The organism is Streptomyces sp. LN549, from assembly GCF_043203805.1.
In the GTDB taxonomy this organism is placed as follows: Bacteria; Actinomycetota; Actinomycetes; order Streptomycetales; family Streptomycetaceae; genus Streptomyces.
Genome location: NZ_JAZHRI010000002.1, coordinates 2,792,258 through 2,813,267, shown reverse-complemented (window position 1 = coordinate 2,813,267; position 21,010 = coordinate 2,792,258). Strand labels below are relative to the sequence as shown.

The 21,010-nt window shown below is 70.4% G+C and carries 19 protein-coding genes; 12 read left to right on the top strand and 7 right to left on the bottom strand.

Annotated features, from left to right (window positions below; translation table 11 throughout):
• From SH922_RS12590 to SH922_RS12575, 4 genes are read left to right on the top strand one after another with little or no spacing between them, the layout of a single operon-like run.
• Positions 1-1,320, top strand: a complete 1,320-nt coding sequence (locus tag SH922_RS12590; RefSeq protein ID WP_393057976.1) for a sensor histidine kinase — start codon at positions 1-3, stop codon at positions 1,318-1,320.
• On the top strand, positions 1,317-2,000 hold the full coding sequence (locus SH922_RS12585; protein ID WP_393057974.1) for a response regulator: 684 nt from the start codon (positions 1,317-1,319) through the stop codon (positions 1,998-2,000). Before SH922_RS12590 ends, SH922_RS12585 begins: the two co-directional genes overlap by 4 nt.
• A 58-nt stretch (positions 2,001-2,058) precedes the next feature.
• Positions 2,059-2,805 carry a DNA repair protein RecO gene (gene recO / locus SH922_RS12580; protein WP_393057971.1) on the top strand — a complete coding sequence of 249 codons (747 nt, stop codon included), beginning with the start codon at positions 2,059-2,061 and terminating at the stop codon, positions 2,803-2,805.
• A 44-nt stretch (positions 2,806-2,849) separates the two neighbouring features.
• Positions 2,850-3,680, top strand: coding sequence for an isoprenyl transferase (locus tag SH922_RS12575; RefSeq protein WP_393057969.1), 831 nt, complete (start codon positions 2,850-2,852; stop codon positions 3,678-3,680).
• A 58-nt stretch (positions 3,681-3,738) separates the two neighbouring features.
• Here SH922_RS12575 and SH922_RS12570 read toward each other — a convergent pair whose 3' ends face one another.
• The 4 genes from SH922_RS12570 to SH922_RS12555 form a co-directional block, all read right to left on the bottom strand.
• Entirely contained in the window at positions 3,739-4,173 is a 435-nt protein-coding gene (locus SH922_RS12570) for a Fur family transcriptional regulator (RefSeq protein WP_393057967.1), read from the bottom strand.
• 65 nt (positions 4,174-4,238) lie between these two features.
• Entirely contained in the window at positions 4,239-5,132 is an 894-nt protein-coding gene (locus SH922_RS12565; protein WP_393057965.1) for a metal ABC transporter permease, read from the bottom strand.
• Between the two features lie 2 nt (positions 5,133-5,134).
• On the bottom strand, positions 5,135-5,917 hold the full coding sequence (locus SH922_RS12560; RefSeq protein WP_393063542.1) for a metal ABC transporter ATP-binding protein: 783 nt from the start codon (positions 5,915-5,917) through the stop codon (positions 5,135-5,137).
• 89 nt (positions 5,918-6,006) lie between these two features.
• On the bottom strand, positions 6,007-6,960 hold the full coding sequence (locus SH922_RS12555; protein WP_393057963.1) for a metal ABC transporter substrate-binding protein: 954 nt from the start codon (positions 6,958-6,960) through the stop codon (positions 6,007-6,009).
• Positions 6,961-7,115: 155 nt separating this feature from the next.
• On the opposite strand from SH922_RS12555, the gene SH922_RS12550 reads away from it, so the two are divergent.
• The 3 genes from SH922_RS12550 (at position 7,116) to SH922_RS12540 (ending at position 9,248) form a co-directional block, all read left to right on the top strand.
• Positions 7,116-8,498 (top strand): glycine--tRNA ligase, encoded by a 1,383-nt coding sequence (locus SH922_RS12550; RefSeq protein ID WP_393057960.1) that lies wholly within the window; start codon positions 7,116-7,118, stop codon positions 8,496-8,498.
• Between the two features lie 100 nt (positions 8,499-8,598).
• Positions 8,599-8,805 carry a hypothetical protein gene (locus SH922_RS12545; RefSeq protein WP_393057958.1) on the top strand — a complete coding sequence of 69 codons (207 nt, stop codon included), beginning with the start codon at positions 8,599-8,601 and terminating at the stop codon, positions 8,803-8,805.
• Positions 8,806-9,008: 203 nt separating this feature from the next.
• Positions 9,009-9,248, top strand: coding sequence for a DUF6243 family protein (locus tag SH922_RS12540; protein WP_393057956.1), 240 nt, complete (start codon positions 9,009-9,011; stop codon positions 9,246-9,248).
• 100 nt (positions 9,249-9,348) lie between these two features.
• Here the strand turns inward: SH922_RS12540 and SH922_RS12535 are convergent, their stop codons facing one another.
• Positions 9,349-10,818 (bottom strand): MFS transporter, encoded by a 1,470-nt coding sequence (locus SH922_RS12535; protein WP_393057954.1) that lies wholly within the window; start codon positions 10,816-10,818, stop codon positions 9,349-9,351.
• Positions 10,819-10,919: 101 nt separating this feature from the next.
• On the opposite strand from SH922_RS12535, the gene SH922_RS12530 reads away from it, so the two are divergent.
• Complete coding sequence (locus tag SH922_RS12530; RefSeq protein WP_393057952.1) at positions 10,920-11,837, top strand: helix-turn-helix domain-containing protein; 918 nt, start codon at positions 10,920-10,922, stop codon at positions 11,835-11,837.
• Here the strand turns inward: SH922_RS12530 and SH922_RS12525 are convergent.
• Complete coding sequence (locus tag SH922_RS12525; protein WP_393057950.1) at positions 11,807-13,300, bottom strand: MFS transporter; 1,494 nt, start codon at positions 13,298-13,300, stop codon at positions 11,807-11,809. The genes SH922_RS12530 and SH922_RS12525 overlap by 31 nt on opposite strands.
• A gap of 15 nt (positions 13,301-13,315) precedes the next feature.
• The gene (gene bla, locus SH922_RS12520) at positions 13,316-14,284 is read right to left on the bottom strand and encodes a class A beta-lactamase (protein WP_393057948.1); all 969 of its coding nucleotides are present in this window, start codon (positions 14,282-14,284) and stop codon (positions 13,316-13,318) included.
• 136 nt (positions 14,285-14,420) lie between these two features.
• Here bla and dusB point away from each other — a divergent pair, with 136 nt between their 5' ends.
• From dusB to SH922_RS12500, 4 genes are all read left to right on the top strand, one after another.
• Positions 14,421-15,569, top strand: coding sequence for a tRNA dihydrouridine synthase DusB (gene dusB, locus SH922_RS12515; protein ID WP_393057946.1), 1,149 nt, complete (start codon positions 14,421-14,423; stop codon positions 15,567-15,569).
• A 586-nt stretch (positions 15,570-16,155) separates the two neighbouring features.
• Positions 16,156-18,867 (top strand): pyruvate, phosphate dikinase, encoded by a 2,712-nt coding sequence (gene ppdK, locus SH922_RS12510; RefSeq protein ID WP_393057944.1) that lies wholly within the window; start codon positions 16,156-16,158, stop codon positions 18,865-18,867.
• A 529-nt stretch (positions 18,868-19,396) separates the two neighbouring features.
• Positions 19,397-20,413 carry an ArsR/SmtB family transcription factor gene (locus tag SH922_RS12505; RefSeq protein ID WP_393057942.1) on the top strand — a complete coding sequence of 339 codons (1,017 nt, stop codon included), beginning with the start codon at positions 19,397-19,399 and terminating at the stop codon, positions 20,411-20,413.
• A gap of 158 nt (positions 20,414-20,571) precedes the next feature.
• On the top strand, positions 20,572-20,991 hold the full coding sequence (locus SH922_RS12500) for a VOC family protein (protein ID WP_393057940.1): 420 nt from the start codon (positions 20,572-20,574) through the stop codon (positions 20,989-20,991).
• Positions 20,992-21,010: the final 19 nt, after the last annotated feature.

The window sequence follows — 21,010 nt, the reverse complement described above, 5'->3', positions numbered from 1 at the left end:
ATGCCCCGACCCGTACCGGAGGATGGCGGCGTGTCCACCACCGCACGCCGCCGCGAGCGCATCCTGGCCGTCGTCAACCGCGACCCCATGCACGCGCCGCACAAGACGCGCACCGACGCCCTCGTAGCCGTGGGCGCCGGTGCGCTCTCCGCCGTCCTCGCCCTGTTCGCCGACGCCGCCGCCGCGCCCGACGCTCTCGGCTGGCTCCTGCTGCTGGGCAGCGCCGCACCGCTCGTGTGGCGGCGGCGGAACCCCGTCCTCGTCCTGCTCGCCATGATCCCGCTGCTGATGCTCTACCACGGCCTCGACAACGCCCATACGGCTCCGATGCCGCAGACCTGGATCGCGCTCTACACCGTGGCCGTGACCGGCCGCCCGCTGCGCACCCTGATCACCGGTATCGGGGTGACGTCCGTGATGGTGACGGTGGTGCTCACCATCGACGCCCATCAGGGCCTCGAACTGCTGCGGATCTCCGGGTGGATCGTCGCCGTGCTGTTCTGCGGTGTCGACGTACGCATCTACCGCCAGTACGTCGCCTCGATGCTGGAGCGCGCGGAACGAGCCGAACGCACCCGCGAGGAGGAGGCCCGGCGGCGGGTCGCCGAGGAGCGGCTGCGGATCGCCCGCGATCTGCACGACCTGCTGGCCCACAGCATCACCCTCATCGGCGTGCAGACCTCGGTCGCCTCGCACATCCTGACCGTCGACCCGGAACGGCTCGACCGGCAGGCCGTCGCCGCGTCCCTGGACGACATCGCGGACACCTGCCGGGAAGCCAGGGCGGAGCTCCGGACCACCCTCCAGGTGCTGCGCGACACCGGGAACGGCAACCGGCACGACACGGACGGCCCGCTGCCCGATCTGGCCGCACTGCCCGGTCTCGTACGCGCCGCGGAGGCGGCCGGGGCGCAGGTGGACCTCCGGGTGCGCGCACCGGACAGCCGCCTCGCCCCGGCGACCGGAGCGGCCGCGTACCGCATCGTCCAGGAGTCCCTGACGAACGCGGTACGGCACGCGGGCCCCGGCGTCCGCATCGTCGTCGCCGTCGAACCCGCCGGCACGGGCGCCCTGCGGGTCACGGTCACCGACGACGGCACCGGCCCGGTGGAGGACGGCTCCGCGCCCGGGTTCGGCATCGTGGGGATGCGGGAGAGGGCCCGCAGCACGGGCGGCACCCTGGATGCCGGGCCCCGCTCCGGCGGCGGCTTCGAGGTCTCGGCGCTGCTGCCGTTCCAGAACGAGGGCGAGGGACAGAACCCGGGACCGGGACGAGCGCGTGGCCCGGAACAGAGACAGGCATCGGAGACCGCATCATGATCCGCGTACTGCTCGCCGACGACCAGACCCTCGTCCGGGCGGCGTTCGCGATGCTCGTCGGCTCCGACCCGGACATGGAGGTCGTCGGCGAGGCAGGCACCGGCCTCGAAGCCGTCGCCCTCGCCCGCACCGCCCGTGCCGACCTCGTCGTGATGGACATCCGGATGCCCGAGCTCGACGGCATCGAGGCGACCCGCCGCATCGCCGCCGACGAGGACCTGGCCGGGGTGAGGGTGCTCGTCCTGACCACGTACGACACCGACGACCACATCGTCGACGCGCTGCGCGCCGGAGCCTCCGGCTTCCTGGTCAAGGACACCCGGCCCGCCGACCTGCTCGCCGCGATCAGGACGGTGGCCGCGGGCGAGTCCCTGCTCTCGCCCGGCCCGACCGCCCGGCTCATCGCCCGGGTCCTCAGCGCGCCGCAGCCCCCGACCGGTGCCGGACCCGGCGGCCCCGGGACGCTCTCCGGCCGGGAACGCCAGGTCCTCGCCCTCGTCGCACGCGGACTGAACAACACCGAGATCGCCGAGACCCTCGGCCTCAGCCCGCTCACCGCCAAGACCCACGTCAGCCGGATCATGGGCAAACTGGGCGCCCGCGACCGGGCCCAGCTGGTGATCGTCGCCTACGAATCCGGCCTCGTCGTGCCCGCGGGCGGCGGCGCGGACGGGAACTGACCGGACCGGGTTGCGGGGGCGGCCCCGCCGGGCCGCCCGCGTACCGGACAATGGAGCCATGAGCTTGTTCCGGGACGACGGCGTGGTGCTCCGCACGCAGAAGCTGGGCGAGGCCGACCGGATCATCACGATCCTGACCCGCGGCCACGGCCGGGTACGGGCCGTCGCGCGCGGGGTGCGGCGCACGAAGTCGAAGTTCGGGGCCCGGCTGGAGCCGTTCTCCCATGTGGACGTGCAGTTCTTCGCCCGGGGCAGCGAGCTGGTCGGGCGTGGTCTGCCGCTCTGCACCCAGAGCGAGACCATCTCCCCGTACGGCGGCGGAATCGTCACCGACTACGGGCGTTACACCGCCGGCACCGCGATGCTGGAGACCGCCGAACGCTTCACCGACCACGAGGGCGAGCCGGCGGTCCAGCAGTACCTGCTGCTGGTGGGCGGCCTGCGCACCCTGGCCCGCGGGGAGCACGAGCCGAATCTCATCCTCGACGCCTTCCTGCTGCGCTCCCTCGCGGTCAACGGCTACGCCCCCAGCTTCGTCGACTGCGCCCGGTGCGGAATGCCCGGTCCGAACCGGTTCTTCTCCGTCGCGGCGGGCGGCGTCATATGCGGCGACTGCCGGGTACCCGGCAGCGTCGTACCCTCGGCTGAGGCCGTCACCCTGCTGAGCGCACTGCTCAGCGGTGACTGGGAGACGGCGGACGCGTGCGAGGCGCGTCATGTCAGGGAGGGGAGCGGGCTGGTGTCCGCCTATCTGCACTGGCACCTGGAGCGCGGGCTGCGCTCACTGCGGTACGTAGAGAAATGACCAAGGCAGCACAGGCAGATCAGGCACAGGGAGCGAAACAGTTCATGGCAGTATCTGGGATTTTCGGTGGCCGTAACCGGCGCGACTACAAGACCCCGGAGCCGCACCCGTCCGGTGCCGTGCCCCCGAAGATCCCCGGTGAGCTCGTGCCCAAGCACGTCGCCGTCGTGATGGACGGCAACGGCCGCTGGGCCAAGGAGCGCGGTCTGCCGCGCACCGAGGGCCACAAGGTCGGCGAGGGCGTCGTCATGGACGTGCTCAAGGGCTGCATCGAGATGGGCGTCAAGAACCTCTCGCTGTACGCGTTCTCGACGGAGAACTGGAAACGGTCCCCGGAGGAGGTGAAGTTCCTCATGAACTTCAACCGGGACGTCATCCGCCGCCGCCGCGACGAGATGGACGAACTCGGCATCCGGATCCGCTGGGTCGGCCGCATGCCGAAGCTGTGGAAGTCCGTCGTCCAGGAGCTCCAGGTCGCCCAGGAGCAGACCAAGGACAACGACAAGATGACGCTGTACTTCTGCGTCAACTACGGCGGCCGGGCCGAGATCGCGGACGCCGCGCAGCGGATCGCCCAGGACGTCGCGGCCGGGAAGCTCGACCCGTCGAAGGTCAACGAGAAGACGTTCGCGAAGTACATCTACTACCCGGACATGCCGGACGTCGACCTCTTCGTCCGCCCCAGCGGCGAGCAGCGCACCTCGAACTACCTGATCTGGCAGAGCGCGTACGCCGAGATGGTCTTCCAGGACGTGCTGTGGCCGGACTTCGACCGCCGTGACCTGTGGCGGGCCTGTCTGGAGTTCGCCCAGCGCGACCGGCGCTTCGGCGGTGCGGTGGAGGCGGCACAGAAGGCGGAATCCTCCGGCAGCTGAGCAGCTGAGCAGCTGAGCAGCTGAGCAGCGGGGGCTCCGGGGGCCGCGCCCCCGGAGGTCACCCCTTGGCGCTCGCGCACTCCACGCACGTACCGAAGACCTCCACGGTGTGTGCCACGTTCACGAAACCGTGCTGCGCCGCGATGGTCTCCGCCCACGTCTCCACCGCCGGGCCCTCGACCTCGACGGCCTTGCCGCACATCCGGCACACCAGATGGTGGTGGTGTTCGCCGGTCGAGCACCGGCGGTAGACGGACTCGCCCTCGGTGGTGCGCAGCACGTCGACCTCGCCCGCGTCCGCGAGGGACTGCAGGGTGCGGTAGACCGTGGTCAGCCCGACCGAGTCACCGCGGTGCTTGAGTACGTCGTGCAGTTCCTGGGCGCTGCGGAACTCGTCCACCTCGTCGAGCGCCGCCGCCACCGCTGCCCGCTGCCGGGTCGACCGGCCGCGTACCGGTGCAGCGTTCGTTCCACTGATCGGCGCCGTCGCCACAGGAGCCTCCTCGTGTCGCCCGTACATATGTCGGGCCATTGTGCCAGTACGCACCGGCGGCGGGGTCAGACGTGAACGTCGTCCGCCGCCGGGCGGGTGGCCGGTACTTCCAGGGTGCACCGCTCGTCCGCCGTTTCGCGGCGGCGGGCACGGATCCGGGCCAGTGGGGCGGCGAGCAGCGTCAGGGCGATGAACACCCCGATGGCCAGCAGCACGATCGTCGCGCCGGGGGGGACGTCCTGGTAGTACGAGGTGATGGTGCCGGCCAGGGTCACCGCGACCCCGGTGACGACCGAGAGCACGAACGTCACCTTGAACGACCGGGTGATCTGCTGCGCGGCGGCGACCGGGACCACCATCAGGGCGCTGACCAGCAGCAGCCCGACGACCCGCATCGCGACGGTGACGGTCACCGCGGCGGTGACCGCGATCAGCAGGTTCAGTACGCGCACGGGGAGCCCGGTGACCCGGGCGAACTCCTCGTCCTGGCTGACGGCGAACAGCTGCCGTCGCAGCCCCACCGTCACCAGCAGCACGAACGCCGCCAGCAGCACGATCGCGGTGATGTCCTCGGAGGAGACCGTGGACAGCGAGCCGAAGAGGTACGAGGTGAGGTTGGCGTTGGAACCGGTGTCGGAGAGGTTGATCAGCAGGACACCGCCCGCCATGCCGCCGTAGAAGAGCATCGCCAGCGCGATGTCGCCGCGGGTGCGTCCGTACCAGCGGATCAGCTCCATGGTGACCGCGCCGACGACGGCGACGGCCGTGGCCATCCAGACCGGGCTGGTGGAGAGCAGGAAGCCGAGGCCGACGCCGGTCATCGCGATGTGGCCGATGCCGTCGCCCATCAGGGCCTGCCGGCGCTGCACCAGGTAGATGCCCACGGCGGGGGCGATGACGCCGACCAGCACGGCGGCGATCAGCGCCCGCTGCATGAAGGGAGGGGTGAGGAATTCCATGATCAGCTCAGCAGTCCCGTCCGGACGGGCTCGGAGGCCGCGTGGGGGTGTACGTGGTCGTGGCCGGGCAGTGCGTGCTGCCCGAGTGCCTTGGGGGGCGGTCCGTCGTGCATCACGCAGCCGTCTCGCAGCACGACCGCCCGGTCGATCAGGGGCTCCAGCGGGCCGAGCTCGTGCAGGACGAGCAGCACGGTGGTGCCGGCCGCGACCTGTTCGCGCAGCGTCTCGGCGAGGATCTCCTGGCTGGCCAGGTCGACGCCGGCCATCGGCTCGTCCATGATCAGCAGCTCGGGTTCGGAGGCGAGCGCGCGGGCGATCAGTACGCGCTGGTGCTGGCCGCCGGAGAGCGCGTCCACCGAGTCCTTGGCGCGGTCGGCGAGGCCGACGAGCGCGATGGCGCGGTCGACGGCGGCCCGGTCGGCCCTGCGCGGCAGTCCCAGCTTGGTGCGGGACAGCCGGCCGGAGGAGACGACCTCACGGATCGTGGCAGGCACACCGGCGGCCGCGGTGGTGCGCTGCGGTACGTAACCGATCCGGGCCCAGTCGCGGAAGCGGCGCAGCGGGGTGCCGAAGAGCTCGACACTGCCGCCGGTGAGCGGGACCTGGCCGATGACGGAGCGCACGGCGGTCGACTTGCCGGAACCGTTGGCGCCGAGCAGGGCGACGACCTCGCCGCGGTGCACGGTCAGATCGATGCCGCGCAGGACGGGGCGTGCGCCGAGGGTGGCCGCGGCGTCGCGCACGACGATCACGGGGTCGGGTGTGGTGCTCTGGGGCTCGGGCATGAGCGCCTCCGGTGCTGCTGCGCGGTTCGGGCCGGTCGGGTCGGCCGGGTCGGTGGGGTCGGCCGGGCCGGTGGGGTCGGTGGGGTCGCTCACCTCGCGCCGAGTGCCTTCTGCAGCGCGGCGAGGTTGGACTCCATGACCTCGATGTAGTCATCGCCCTTGGACTTGCCGGTGATTCCCTCCAGCGGGTCCAGGACGCCGGTCTTCAGGCCGGTGTCCCGGGCGACGGTCTTCGCGGTCTTGTCGCTGGCGAGCGTCTCGAAGAAGACGGTGGTGACCTTCTTCTCCTGCGCGATCGAGTGCAGGGCGCTGATGCGTGCGGGGCTGGGCTCGGCCTCGGGGTCGATGCCGGCGATGCCCTCCTGCATGAGGCCGTAGCGCTCGGCGAGGTACCCGAAGGCGGAGTGGGTGGTGATGAACGTCTTGGTGTCGGTGTTCTTCAGCCCGTTCTCGTACGCGGTGTCGAGTGCGTCGAGCTTCGTGACCAGGGCGTCGGTGTTCTTGCGGTAGTCCGCGGCGTGGTCCGGGTCGGTCTTCTCCAGGGACGCACCGACCCCCTTGGCGACCTGGGCGTACTTCACCGGGTCGAGCCAGATGTGCGGGTCGGCGCCGGCCTCGTCGCCCTCGTGCTCGTGGGCGTGCTCCTCGCCGCCGACCTCGGCGCCGTGGTCCTCCAGCGTGGTGAGCTTCGCGGCGTCGACGGTGTGCTCGGACTCGGAGAGCTCGATCGCGTCGTCGACGGCGGGCTGGAGGCCGTGGAGATACACGATCAGGTCCGCGTCGCTGAGGCCGCCGATCTGCCGGGGGCGGAGCTCCAGGTCGTGCGGTTCCACGCCGGGCTTGGTCAGCGTGGAGACGGAGACGTGGTTTCCGCCGATCTGCTCGGCGAGGAACTGCATCGGATAGAAGGACGCCACCACGTTCAGCTTGTCGCCGCTCTTGCGGTCGGCCGCGTCGGACGTCGAGCAGGCGGAGAGCGCGGCGAGGCCGAGGACGACTGCTCCGGCGACGGCGGACGTGGGTATGAGGCGGCGTACGTTCATGACAGTCATTTTCAACAAAAGTGGAAACGATTGTCAACAAGGCCGATGAGATGCCCCTGGAAGTGACTGTCCCGATACCGATTTGATCGAAGGGGCGTGCCCGCCGGTAATCTGAGGACTTCGCCGTTCGTCGCCGTCGTAATGAAGAGAGCACCGTGGCCGCCGACAAGATCGACTCCATCGTCAGCCTGAGCAAGCGCCGTGGCTTCGTTTTCCCCTGCAGTGAGATCTACGGTGGTCAGCGTGCCGCCTGGGACTACGGGCCGCTGGGCGTTGAGCTCAAGGAGAACCTCAAGCGTCAGTGGTGGCGCTACATGGTCACTTCGCGCGAGGACGTGGTCGGACTCGACTCGTCGGTCATCCTGGCCCCCGAGGTGTGGGTGGCCTCCGGTCACGTCGCCACGTTCTCCGACCCGCTGACCGAGTGCACCTCCTGCCACAAGCGCTACCGCGCTGACCACCTGGAGGAGGCGTACGAGGAGAAGCACGGCAAGCCGCCGGTCAACGGCCTCGCCGACCTCAACTGCCCCAACTGCGGCAACAAGGGCACCTTCACCGAGCCCAAGCAGTTCTCCGGCCTGCTCTCGACGCACCTCGGCCCGACCCAGGACTCCGGCTCGGTGGCCTACCTGCGCCCCGAGACCGCCCAGGGCATCTTCACCAACTTCGGCCAGGTGCAGCAGACCTCGCGCAAGAAGCCGCCGTTCGGCATCGCGCAGATGGGCAAGTCCTTCCGGAACGAGATCACTCCGGGCAACTTCATCTTCCGCACGCGCGAGTTCGAGCAGATGGAGATGGAGTTCTTCGTCAAGCCGGGCGAGGACGAGCAGTGGCAGGAGTACTGGATGGAGCAGCGCTGGAACTGGTACACCGGCCTGGGCCTCCGTGAGGAGAACATGCGCTGGTTCGAGCACCCGGCGGAGAAGCTCTCCCACTACTCCAAGCGCACCGCTGACATCGAGTACCGCTTCCGCTTCGGCGGCAGCGAGTGGGGCGAGCTGGAGGGCGTCGCCAACCGCACGGACTACGACCTGAAGGCACACTCCAAGGCCTCCGGCACGGACCTGCAGTTCTACGACCAGGAGGCCGGCGAGCGCTGGACCCCCTACGTCATCGAGCCCGCGGCCGGTGTCGGCCGTTCGATGCTCGCCTTCCTGCTGGACGCCTACATCGAGGACGAGGCGCCCAACGCCAAGGGCGTCATGGAGAAGCGCACCGTGATGCGCCTTGACCCGCGCCTGGCGCCGGTCAAGGTCGCGGTCCTGCCGCTGTCCCGCAACCCGCAGCTCTCGCCGAAGGCCAAGGGCCTCGCGGCCGACCTGCGGCAGAACTGGAACATCGAGTTCGACGACGCGGGCGCCATCGGTCGCCGCTACCGTCGCCAGGACGAGATCGGCACGCCGTTCTGCGTCACCGTCGACTTCGACACCCTCGACGACAACGCGGTGACGGTGCGCGAGCGCGACACCATGAAGCAGGAGCGCGTCTCGCTGGACCAGATCCAGGCGTACCTCGGTGCCCGTCTGCTCGGCTGCTGACACCTCGCACCCGCTCCACCCGCTGCACCAAGCCCCCGGTTCCCCGTACGGAACCGGGGGCTTCGTGCAGACTGGGCACACTCGCCCTCAGGAGGCTCGGATGCCGTCCATGACCACGAGCAAGGTCAGCAGATGGGACCAGCACGGCCGTGAACACGTCGTTCACGTCACGAAGTCGGGGGTGCAGCGGCAACTGAGCTGCGACACCTGCGACTGGCGCAAGGCGGTGCAGTTCCTGCCCTGGCTCAAGGCCGAGGAGCACCTCGCCGAGGCCCACCAGGCAACGGTCGACCCGACGGCGACGTAGGGGGCGCCCGGCGGGCGGCGGGGACGTGCTCGGCCGGGCGGAAAACCGGGTGAGTGGGCCGCCCGGGGCGGGGTACCGTTTGCCGCATGTATTCGTTCTTCCAGATCTACGAGTGAGAGCGCGGCGGGTTTGACCACCCGCCGCCCACCGGACCGATCCAGGGTCTTCTCAGACCTCACTTTCACCACGAATGGGAGAACCCCGTGGCCAAGAGCCGTAACAACCTTCTCGGCGTCGGCGGACAGCGCAAGAAGGTGTCCCGCGCCGAGCAGCAGGGCGCCGGCCCCGAGCGCAACGCCGACCGCCAGACGGCCGCCGAGCAGAAGGCGGAGCTGCTGCGCAAGATGCGCGAGCGCGCCGCCGGAACCGAGCCGTCGGACGCCGCAGCCGCCGCCCCCGCCGAGCAGGACGCACCGGAACAGGACGCGCCTGCACAGAGCTGACGCCTCCTCACGGAGAACAGTTCGCACGACCAGCACCACCGTGGGCCCGGAACACCTCAGGTGTTCCGGGCCCACGCCCGTACCGGCGATCGAGGGCGCCTCACTCCACCCTGCGCGGCAGCCGCAGGCTCAGCAGGGTCGTCAGGGCGACCGCCGCCAGCTGGACCAGCAGCGTCACGATCAGCGCGTCCCGCATGCCCGAGCCCGGCACCAGCGCCAGGAACAACGAACCGAGCGTCGCCACGCCCAGCGCCAGCGCCGCCTGCTGGGTCGTCGTCATGACACCGCCGCCCACACCGGCCCGCTCCGGCGGCACGTCGGACAGGACGATGCGGAACAGGACGGGCAGTTGCAGGCCCTGGCCGAGCCCGGCGATCGCCATCCCCGGTGTCAGCCCGAGCATCCCCAGGCCCGACCAGCCGTGCCACACCGTGAGGGCGAGGACGACGACTCCGGCCGCCTGGATCAGCCCGCCGGCCGTCACCACACGGCTGCCGTGGCGACGCACCAGCCGCGGACCGGCCAGTGAGGCCGCGAAGAACGCCACCGCCATCGGGGCCATCGACAGCCCCGACTCCGCAGGGCCCAGCCGCAGTCCCTGCTGGAGTGCCACGGCGATGACGAACATGAAGCCGCCGAAGCCGATCGAGAACGGCACCACCAGCGCCAGCCCACCCCGCAGCGAGTCGAGCCGCAACAGGCTCGGCGGGACCAGCGGAACCAGCCCGCGCCGGTCGGCCCGCCGCTCCACCCGGTAGAAGGCGACCGCGGCGAACGGGAACAGCGCCAGAGACACCCAGGTCCACAGCGGCCAGCCCGCGGCCCGCCCCTCGGTGAGCGGGGCCAGCAGCGTCACCAGCGAGACGGCGAGCAGCAGCGTGCCCGGCACGTCGATGGGCGCCGGCCGCTCCGAACGGGTCTCCGGTACCGCGCGGGCCGCCAGGAACAGCCCGACGGCCGCCACCGGGACGTTGACCAGGAACACCGAGCGCCACCCCGCGCTCTCGCCGAACACCGACGACAGCGGCGCCGCGGCGACCAGCACCCCGCCCAGGATCTGGCCCGCGACCATGGACAGCCCGGCCGTGGCCCCGTACAGGCTCATCGCCCGGGCGCGCCGGTGTCCGGAGGTGGCCGCCTGGATCGTGGCGAGCACCTGCGGCAGCATCAGCGCCGCCGCGGCACCCTGGGCCACCCGCGCCCCGACCAGCGTCCAGGCGTTCGGGGCGAGTCCGCAGGCCAGCGAGGTGAGCCCGAACGCGGCGATGCCCAGCAGGAAGAGCCGGCGCCGGCCGGCCATGTCGCCGAGCCGGCCGCCGAGGACGAGCAGGACGGCGTACGAGAGCCCGTAGCCCGCGACGACCAGTTCCAGCAGCGCGGGACCCGCGGCCAGGTCGTGGTCGATGGTGGGCAGGGCGACGTTGACGATGAAGAAGTCGATCAGGGGGAGGGCCGCACCCAGCAGCACGGTGAACAGCCCCAGCGCACCGAGCACCGGGGCCGGATGGTCGTGCCGCACCACGGGGGCGGTGGCGGCGTATGTCTTCGGCCGTACAGAGGATTCACTCACGGAACCGACGATCTCTCTCCACGGAGCCTGGTACCAGAGTCTCTTTATCCTGGTACAAGCAGCACCTGGCATGGCAGCGGACTGGCCCGCACCCTGGAGGCATGACGACGATGGTGACGGCAGCGCGGAGCGACTCCGAAGCGCCGCGGAATGCGGCGAAGGTCTCCCCGAATGTGTCCGGGACCGACATCCGGCGGCACGAGCTCGCGGACTTCCTGCGCAGCCGCCGGGAACGGATCACCCCCGAGGAGGTGGGGCTGGTCCGCGGCCGCCGCAGGCGCACCCCGGGGCTGCGCCGCGAGGAGGTCGCCCAGCTCTCCGCCGTCGGCGTCACCTGGTACACCTGGCTCGAACAGGCCCGCGACATCCAGGTCTCGCCCCAGGTCCTCGACGCGCTCGCCCGCGCCCTGCTGCTGGACCGCAGCGAACGCACCCACCTGTTCTCCCTCGCGGGCGCCATCGACCCGGCACCCGGCACGGAGTGCCCGAGCATCACCCCGGCGCTGCGCACCCTGCTGCGGCAGCTGGAGCCGATCCCCGCCTGCGTGCAGAACAGCCGGTACGACATCCTCGCCCACAACCGCACCTACGGCCGGATGCTCTGCGACATGGACGCCGTCGCGGTCGGGGACCGCAACGTCATGCTGCTGGCCTTCACGAACGAGGAATGGCGAACCTCCGTCATGGACGTGGCCGCGGTGACTCGTCTCATGACCGCGAAATTCCGTGCGTCGATGGCCGGACACCTCGCCGAGCCCTCCTGGAAGGCGCTGCTCAAGCGGCTGGAGGCGGCATCACCGGAATTCCGGGAGGCCTGGGCGCGACACGAGATCCTCGGCCCCGGCGCCCGGTCCAAGATCTTCCGCAACGCCCACGTGGGGCTGCTGCGCCTGGAGACCACCGACCTCTGGCTCGGCCCGTCGTCCGGACCGAGGCTCGTCACCTACGTGCCGCGCGACGAGGAGACCCGCGAGCGGCTGGAGCGGCTTCAGGCCCTGGTGCTCGCCGACGAGGACTGACCCGCGGGAGCACCGGGCGGGGCCGTGGCCGCAGACTCCTCCAGCCGTTGCGCGGTCCGGCGGGCGGTGTCCCGGGCCCAGCGCCCGCTGCTCAGCGCGCCGACCAGCAGGACGCACACCCCGCAGCCGGTGATGATCCACCAGGCGGCCCTGCTCGCCGCGACGAAGTCGCCCGCCGACCCGCTGCCGTACGAGGAACCGGCCACCCCTGCCGCGAGGACCGCCCCGATCACGGCGACGCCCAGCGTCTGCCCGATCTGGCGGCTGGTCGAGGCGACCGCCGCGGCCACGCCCGCCTGGGAGCGCGGCATCCCGGAGACGGCCGTGTTGGTGATGGGCGCGTTCACCGCGCCGAAGCCCAGGCCGAACACCACGTACGCGGTGAACATCGACGCGGTGCCGGTCTCCGCGTCGAACGCCGCGAACATCAGCCCGCTCACCGCCATCGCGACACCGGCGACGAGCAGCGGGATGCGCGGCCCGCGGCTGGCGACGAGCCGGCCCGAGAGGGGCGACAGCACACAGACCACCACCGCCATCGGCAGCATGTAGAGGCCGGCGGTGAGCGCGCTCAGGCCCCGCACGTCCTGCAGATAGAGCGTGTTGACGAAGAGGAAGCCGCCGAGGGCGGCGAAGGCGCTGACCGCGATGACGGTGGCCCCGCTGAAGGGGACGCTGCGGAAGAACCGCAGGTCGATCAGCGGGTCGGTGCGCCGGGGCTCGTACACCAGCAGGCCGATGAGCGAGGCCGCCGCGAGCGCGGCGAGGAGCAGGATCTCCGCCGAGGTCCAGCCCTTCTGCGGCGCCTCGATGATCGCGTACGTCAGCGAGCCCAGCAGCGCGATCACCAGCAACTGGCCGACGGGGTCCGGGCGGCGGGCCTTCGGGGCGCGGGACTCGGGGACGTACCGCCAGGTCGCCAGCAAGGCGGCGATGCCGACCGGCAGGTTGATCCAGAAGATCGACCGCCAGCCGACCGAGTCGACCAGGGCGCCGCCGACCACGGGTCCCGCGGCCATCGAGACGCCGACGACCCCGCCCCACACACCGATCGCGCGGGCGCGCTCGCGGGGGTCGGTGAAGGTGTTGGTGATGATCGACATCGCCACGGGGTTGAGCATCGAGCCACCGACGGCCTGCACCATCCGGAACGCGATGAGCATCTCCAGGCTGGGTGCCAGCGAACAGAGCGCCGAGCCCAGGGTGAACAGGACGAGACCGGCCATGAAGACCTTGCGCCGGCCGATCCGGTCGGCGCTGGACCCCGCGAGCATCAGCAGGGAGGCAAGGACGAGCGTGTACGCGTCGATCGTCCACTGCATCCCTGCGACGCTCGCGTCCAGGTCCTGGCGCATGGCGGGCAGAGCGACGTTGAGGACGGTGACGTCGAGGCTGACAAGCAGGAGGCTCATGCAGCAGATCGCCAGTACGAGCATCCGTCGCCGGTGGCTGAGCTCAGGCATGCATGGATAGTACGCCTAACTAACGACTTCCGCTGCCAGTACCCGGGCGACGCCGGCCACCAGCGGATGGTCCCCGGCCGCCCCCGCGTCCCCGTCCGGCTTGGTCGTCAGTACGGCCAGCACCACCGGGGTCCCGTCCGGTGTCCAGGCGATGCCCACGTCGTTGCAACTGCCGTACGATCCGCCGCCGGTCTTGTCCGCGACCGTCCACTCCGGCGGCAGCCCGGTCCGGAAACGGGTCCCGCTGGTCCGGCAGTTCAGCAGCCAGCCGGTCAGCCGCTCGCGGTCGCCCGGTTCCAGTACGTCCCCGAGCACGAGCCGGGCGTAGTCGCGCGCGATCGCGGCCGGTGTGGTGGTGTCCGTGCGCCGCCGGGGCTCGGCCGAATTGAGCTCGGGCTCCCACCGGTCGAGCCGCGTCGTCGGGTCGCCGATCGAGCGGCTGAAACGGGTGATCGCACGCGGCCCGCCGAGCTCGCGCAGCAGCAGGTTGCCCGCGGTGTTGTCACTGTCGCAGATGGCCGCGTCGCAGAGCTGGGCGACGGTCAGCCCGCTCGCGATGTGTTCCGGTGTGTCGGTGAACGGGGAATCGACCACGCAGTCCGCCTTCGTGTACCGGACGAGCCGGCCGAGCACCTCGCCGTCCCGGTCCAGGTCCCTCAGCACGGCCGCCGCGGCGAGCGTCTTGAACGTGGAGAGTACGGGGAAGAGCTCATCGGCCCGGTGGCGGACTGCGGCCCCGGTGGCCAGGTTGTACGCGAACGCGCCGACCCGGGCGCCATGGACGCGTTCCAGCTCGCGCAGCCGGACGGTCGCGGACCCGCGCCCGGGTGTCCGCGCGGCGGCCCGGGAGGGACCCGCGGCGGAGGCGAGCAGTGCACCGGCCGCCCCTGCGGTGCCCAGTGAGAGCAGCGCGCGGCGGGTGGGGGCCGTGCGGGTCGTCGAGGTCGTGGATACGGTCCGGCCTAAGGATCGGGGGGAGTGCATGTTCATCAAGTCCTTCGTTCGCTGCATCGGTACAGACCCGCTCACGCTACGTGCGGGGTCCGACAACGGGGTCCGCGCCACCCGGCCCGCCCCCGCCGCCACCGGAGCAGTTCCCGGCGTACGCGACAATGGGGGAATGACCACGCTCGCCCCCTCGCCCCAGCTGCTCCGCATCGGCCCGCACACCGTGCAGCCACCGGTGGTCCTGGCCCCCATGGCCGGCATCACCAACGCGCCCTTCCGCACCCTGTGCCGGGAGTTCTCGGGCGGCAAGGGGCTGTTCGTCAGCGAGATGATCACGACGCGGGCGCTGGTCGAGCGCAACGAGAAGACCATGCAGCTCATCCGCTTCGACGCGACCGAGACCCCGCGCTCGATCCAGCTGTACGGAGTCGACCCGGTCACGGTCGGCAAGGCCGTCCGCATGATCGTCGACGAGGACCTCGCCGACCACATCGACCTGAACTTCGGCTGCCCCGTCCCCAAGGTCACCCGCAAGGGCGGCGGCTCGGCGCTCCCGTACAAGCGGCCGCTGCTGCGCGCGATCCTCAACCAGGCCGTCTCCAACGCGGGCGATCTGCCCGTCACCATCAAGATGCGCAAGGGCATCGACGACGACCACATCACCTTCCTGGACGCGGGCCGGATCGCCGTCGAGGAGGGTGTCACGGCCGTCGCCCTGCACGGCAGGACGGCCGCCCAGCACTACGGCGGCACCGCCGACTGGGACGCCATCGCCCGGCTCAAGGAACACGTTCCCGAGATCCCCGTCCTCGGCAACGGCGACATCTGGTGTGCGGACGACGCCCTGCGGATGATGCGCGAGACCGGCTGCGACGGTGTGGTCGTGGGCCGCGGCTGCCTGGGCCGCCCCTGGCTCTTCGGCGACCTGGTGAGCGCGTTCGAGGGTACGGAGACGAGGCAGGCGCCCTCCCTGCGCACCGTCGCGGACGTCATGCTGCGGCACGCGACGCTGCTGGGGGAGTGGATCGGTGACGAGACCCGCGGCGTGATCGACTTCCGCAAGCACGTGGCCTGGTACCTCAAGGGTTTCGCGGTCGGTTCCGAGATGCGCAAGAAGCTCGCGATCACCTCCTCGCTCGAGGAGCTCGGCTCCCAGCTGCACGAGCTGGAGCTGGACCAGCCGTGGCCGGACGGTGCCGACGGCCCGCGCGGACGCACCTCGGGCAACAACCGGGTGGTGCTCCCGGACGGCTGGCTGAAGGACCCGTACGACTGCGCGGGCATCAGCGCGGACGCGGAACTGGACACGTCCGGCGGCTGAGATCCGCCGTCCGGCGGAGCGGGATCGCTCGGGGGGTGGTGGGGCACTCGGTGCCCCACCACCCCCTCTGCTCATTTGAGCGTCAGATCTGGCGAGAATCGAAGAGATCCGGCGGGATCTGTCGGCCGGTGGTACCGCATGGGTCACTTTCCCGGCTCGTGGGTGGCGCCGCGTGACCATAACGTCACCAAGGGCTGCCTGGGAGGCGTCCGGATGGTGACATCTGAGCGCCGCTCACGGCGTGATCTCCGCCACGCCTGAAGGTGATGTTGCTCAGATGAGCAGTTTCAGGGGGGCTGCACTTCTCAAATGGTGGCACTGGGTGCCAGGGGGCTCCACTTTGATCGATCGACACTTCCCTCACGTACCGCCACCAACAGGCCCGGAATCGGCTGCGGTGCGTGTTCATTCATTCAAGAAGTGAATGCATTCGCTCGATCGGGTTATGGGCCGTTCCACTTTCGATCTGCTGGCGGACGGGTGGTTGAGGCCGCACGACGCGCAAGCGCACATACCCAGACACCTTCGATCTGGGTATGTTCCTCGCCGTCAGGGCAGCCACCGCGTCGTCGAGGAGTCGAGACCCGTGTCGGAAAACGAAGACCTTCAGAAGTTCGTCTACGACTTCACCGAGGGCAACAAGGAACTGAAGGACCTTCTCGGCGGGAAGGGTGCGAACCTCGCCGAGATGACCAACCTCGGGCTTCCGGTCCCTCCGGGTTTCACCATCACCACCGAGGCGTGCAAGGTCTACCTCGCCAGCGGCGACGAGCCGGCCGCCCTGCGCGACGAGGTGAGTGCGCACCTCGACGCCCTTGAGGCGCGGATGGGCAAGAAGCTCGGCCAGGCCGACGACCCGCTGCTGGTCTCCGTCCGCTCCGGCGCCAAGTTCTCGATGCCCGGCATGATGGACACGGTGCTCAACATCGGCCTCTCCGACGCCTCCGTCGTCGGCCTCGTCGCCCAGTCCGGCGACGAGCGGTTCGCGTGGGACTCCTACCGCCGCCTGATCCAGATGTTCGGCAAGACCGTCCTCGGGGTCGAGGGCGACCTCTTCGAGGAGGCGCTGGAGGCCGCGAAGGAGGCCAAGGGCGTCACCGTCGACGTGGATCTCGACGCGGGTGACCTGAAGAAGCTGGTCAAGCAGTTCAAGAAGATCGTCACGCGGGACGCCGGACGAGACTTCCCGCAGGACCCGCGCGAGCAGATGGACCTGGCCATAAAGGCCGTCTTCGACTCGTGGAACACCGACCGGGCCAAGCTCTACCGCCGCCAGGAGCGCATCCCCGGCGACCTCGGCACCGCGGTCAACATCTGCTCCATGGTCTTCGGCAACCTCGGTCCCGACTCCGGTACGGGTGTCGCGTTCACCCGCGACCCCGCCAGCGGCCACCAGGGTGTGTACGGCGACTACCTGCAGAACGCGCAGGGCGAGGACGTCGTCGCGGGCATCCGCAACACCGTGCCGCTCGCCGAGCTGGAGTCCATCGACAAGAAGTCGTACGACCAGCTGATGCAGATCATGGAGACGCTGGAGACCCACTACAAGGACCTCTGCGACATCGAGTTCACCATCGAGCGCGGCCAGCTGTGGATGCTCCAGACCCGGGTCGGCAAGCGCACCGCCGGTGCCGCCTTCCGGATCGCCACCCAGCTCGTCGACCAGGGACTCATCGACGAGGCCGAGGCGCTCCAGCGCGTCAACGGTGCGCAGCTCGCGCAGCTGATGTTCCCGCGCTTCGACGACGAAGCGAAGACGGAGCGGCTGGGCCGCGGCATCGCCGCGTCGCCGGGCGCCGCGGTCGGCAAGGCCGTCTTCGACTCGTACACCGCGGTCAAGTGGTCCCGCTCCGGCGAGAAGGTCATCCTCATCCGCCGCGAGACCAACCCGGACGACCTCGACGGCATGATCGCCGCCGAGGGCATCCTGACCTCGCGCGGCGGCAAGACCTCGCACGCGGCCGTCGTCGCCCGCGGCATGGGCAAGACCTGTGTCTGCGGCGCCGAGGACCTGGAGGTCGACACCAAGCGCCGCCGGATGACGGTGGGCGGGCGGGTCATCGAGGAGGGCGACGTCGTCTCCATCGACGGCTCGACCGGCAAGGTGTACCTCGGTGAGGTCCCCGTCGTGCCGTCGCCGGTCGTCGAGTACTTCGAGGGCCGTATGCACGCGGGCGCCGACGACGCCGACGAGCTGGTCGCCGCCGTGCACCGGATCATGGCGTACGCGGACCGGGTGCGCCGGCTGCGGGTGCGGGCCAACGCGGACAACGCAGAGGACGCCCTGCGGGCCCGCCGCTTCGGCGCCCAGGGCATCGGACTGTGCCGCACCGAGCACATGTTCCTCGGCGAGCGCCGCGAGATGGTCGAGAAGCTGATCCTGGCCGACACCGACCAGGAGCGCGAGACGGCTCTGGAGGAGCTGCTGCCGCTCCAGAAGGCCGACTTCATCGAGCTCTTCGAGGCGATGGACGGACTGCCCGTCACCGTACGGCTGCTGGACCCGCCGCTGCACGAGTTCCTGCCCGACATCACCGAGCTCTCGGTCCGCGTGGCGCTCGCCGAGTCCCGCAAGGACGCCAACGAGAACGACCTGCGGCTGCTGCAGGCCGTGCACAAGCTGCACGAGCAGAACCCGATGCTCGGCCTGCGCGGGGTCCGGCTCGGCCTGGTCATCCCCGGTCTGTTCGCCATGCAGGTACGGGCGATCGCCGAGGCTGCCGCCGAGCGCAAGAACGCCAAGGGCGACCCGCGCGCGGAGATCATGATCCCGCTCGTCGGTACGGTCCAGGAGCTGGAGATCGTCCGCGAGGAGGCCGACCGGGTCATCGCCGAGGTCCAGGCCGCCACGGGCACGAACCTCAAGCTGAAGATCGGCACGATGATCGAGCTGCCGCGCGCCGCGCTGACCGCCGGTCAGATCGCCGAGGCGGCGGAGTTCTTCTCCTTCGGCACCAACGACCTGACCCAGACGGTGTGGGGCTTCTCCCGTGACGACGTGGAGGCCTCGTTCTTCACCGCGTACCTGGAGAAGGGCATCTTCGGGGTGTCGCCGTTCGAGACGATCGACAAGGACGGCGTGGGGGCGCTGGTACGCAGCGCGGTCGCGGCCGGCAAGGCCACCCGTCCCGACCTGAAGCTCGGCGTCTGCGGTGAGCACGGCGGCGACCCGGAGTCGGTGCACTTCTTCCACGAGGTGGGCCTGGACTACGTCTCCTGTTCGCCGTTCCGCATTCCGGTGGCCCGCCTGGAGGCCGGCCGGGCGGCTGCGGAGTCGCGGGGCAGCGACAGCCGATGACGCGGCAGAGCCACTGATTCCGCCGGCTGCCGTCGGACCGGACGACCCTCATCGGTCCGGCGGCAGCCTCGGAATTCCCGAAGGCGGCGGCACCCTGTGCGGGGGTGCCGCCGCCTTGTCATGTGCACGGGGCACTGTGCGGATGTCATGCCGCCCCGGGCCGGGCGCCAATAGTGAGCGCTTTCTCCAATGGTCGGCACTTCATTGCTTCGTTTAATGCGCAAAGAGATGGGTCCGGAACGGACCGGGGTGCGGTCCAGGGATCCCCATCCCCGGACCGCACCCGGCTTACCCCCATCGGGTGCGGAGCCGCACCGTCACCAACCGCCGCCGAGCGAGCAAAACCCCCCACGGCCTTCACTCGCTCTTCCGGTGGCTCCGGAATCGCACCCGACGTCGTACAGCCTTTCGGGTGACGGTGGTTCGGGGCGAGACGTTTCACCTCTGGCCGAAACCCCGTGGTGACGTGTAGTTACGCTTCGCATACTCTTGCGCGGGGGCAATTGCAGGTGCAAGGGGTGGGGGTTCGGTGCTGCGTATCCATGTCTCCGGATGGGACCTTTCCAAGGTGCGGATGGCCACCGGGCCGGACGCGTTATGGGAGACCATTCTCAGCTTTCACCGGCTGAGAGACCGGCGGGCTTCCACGGTGTTCGGGAAATGGCGCTCCGAAACCCGGCCACGGTTGAATAGTGAAGTACGGCTGCTGTCTGCCGTGGTTCCACCGCGCGGCTATTTCCCGGACTTCCTGACGCCTTCTCAGGAAGGCGCCGAACCGATGGACTTCACCACCGGAATGGAGGCCCTGCGCGACACCCCGCCCGAACGGCTGCAGGCCGAACTGGCGATATTGGGCGCCCAGGGTCCGGCCGGCGGCCGCGGTGCGGCCCGGCGGGCGATCCGGCCGGTGGCGCTGGACACACTGGGGGAGGGGCGCGCCGAGCCCCTGGGCCGGCTCATCGGGGTCCTGCGCGCCTACCACCGGGCCGCCGTCGAACCGTACTGGCCGCACATCCAGGCCCGCATCGAGGCCGACCGCGCGGTCCGCGGCCGGGCGCTCCTGGACGGCGGTGCCGACGAGTTGCTGGCCTCGCTCCCGCCGGTGATCCGCTGGCGGGCGCCCGTGCTGGAGGCGGACTACCCGGTCGACCGCGAACTGCACCTGGACGGACGCGGCCTGCTCCTCCAGCCGTCGTTCTTCTGCCGCGGCACCCCGGTCGTCTACCGCGACCCGCTGCTCCCGCCGGTGCTCGTCTACCCCGTGACCCACGCCGCGGCCCCCGTCTTCGCCGAACCGGGCCCCTGGCTCGGCCGGCTGCTCGGGAGCACCCGGTCGACGGTCCTGAAGGTCATCGGCGACGGCTGCACGACCAGCGAGCTCGCCCGCCGGGCAGGTGTCTCCCTCGCCTCGGCGAGTCAGCACGCCAGTGTGCTGCGCGAGGCGGGTCTGGTCCACACCCTGCGCCACGGCAGCTCGGTCCTGCACACCCTCACCCCGCTGGGCGGCTCGCTGCTGAGGGGCGGCGCGCCGCTCGCCGTGTCCTGAGCTCCTGGCCCCGCCGCGACCGGGAAGGTTTTCCGTCCGTCGCCGCGCGGGAAGGATTTTTCGTCCGGTGCCGATGAGTTTTCGGCGACCCCGGCGTCTACCTGTCGTAACGCGTTCGAGAAACGCACACGGAACACCACCGAGAGAGCGGGACGGCCATGCCTCAGATGATTTTCGTGAACCTTCCTGTCAAGGACATCGAGACGACCAAGGGCTTTTTCGACAAGCTCGGATACTCCTTCAACCCGCAGTTCAGTGACGAGCACACCGCCTGTCTCGTCATCAGCGACACCATCTTCGCCATGCTCCTGGAGGAGCCGCGCTTCAAGGACTTCACCAAGAAGGAGATCGCGGACGCCTCGACGTCCACCGAGGTGATCCTGGCGCTGAGCGCCGAGAGCCGCGAGAAGGTGGACGAGCTGGTGGACACGGCGCTCGCCTCCGGTGGATCGCCCGCCAACGAGACCCAGGACCTCGGCTTCATGTACGGCCGCTCCTTCCAGGACCCGGACCACCACATCTGGGAGGTCGTGTGGATGGACCCGGCGGCCGTCGAGGCCGGCGGCCAGCCGGCCTGATGGCGGGGGAGACAGCCGC

Coding starts and splice junctions, on each gene's coding strand:
- SH922_RS12590 (WP_393057976.1), top strand. CDS start 1: ATGCCCCGACCCGTACCGGAGGATGGCGGCGTGTCCACCACCGCACGC.
- SH922_RS12585 (WP_393057974.1), top strand. CDS start 1,317: ATGATCCGCGTACTGCTCGCCGACGACCAGACCCTCGTCCGGGCGGCG.
- recO (WP_393057971.1), top strand. CDS start 2,059: ATGAGCTTGTTCCGGGACGACGGCGTGGTGCTCCGCACGCAGAAGCTG.
- SH922_RS12575 (WP_393057969.1), top strand. CDS start 2,850: ATGGCAGTATCTGGGATTTTCGGTGGCCGTAACCGGCGCGACTACAAG.
- SH922_RS12565 (WP_393057965.1), bottom strand. CDS start 5,132: ATGGAATTCCTCACCCCTCCCTTCATGCAGCGGGCGCTGATCGCCGCC.
- SH922_RS12560 (WP_393063542.1), bottom strand. CDS start 5,917: ATGCCCGAGCCCCAGAGCACCACACCCGACCCCGTGATCGTCGTGCGC.
- SH922_RS12555 (WP_393057963.1), bottom strand. CDS start 6,960: ATGAACGTACGCCGCCTCATACCCACGTCCGCCGTCGCCGGAGCAGTC.
- SH922_RS12545 (WP_393057958.1), top strand. CDS start 8,599: ATGCCGTCCATGACCACGAGCAAGGTCAGCAGATGGGACCAGCACGGC.
- SH922_RS12530 (WP_393057952.1), top strand. CDS start 10,920: ATGACGACGATGGTGACGGCAGCGCGGAGCGACTCCGAAGCGCCGCGG.
- SH922_RS12525 (WP_393057950.1), bottom strand. CDS start 13,300: ATGCCTGAGCTCAGCCACCGGCGACGGATGCTCGTACTGGCGATCTGC.
- bla (WP_393057948.1), bottom strand. CDS start 14,284: ATGCACTCCCCCCGATCCTTAGGCCGGACCGTATCCACGACCTCGACG.
- dusB (WP_393057946.1), top strand. CDS start 14,421: ATGACCACGCTCGCCCCCTCGCCCCAGCTGCTCCGCATCGGCCCGCAC.
- SH922_RS12500 (WP_393057940.1), top strand. CDS start 20,572: ATGCCTCAGATGATTTTCGTGAACCTTCCTGTCAAGGACATCGAGACG.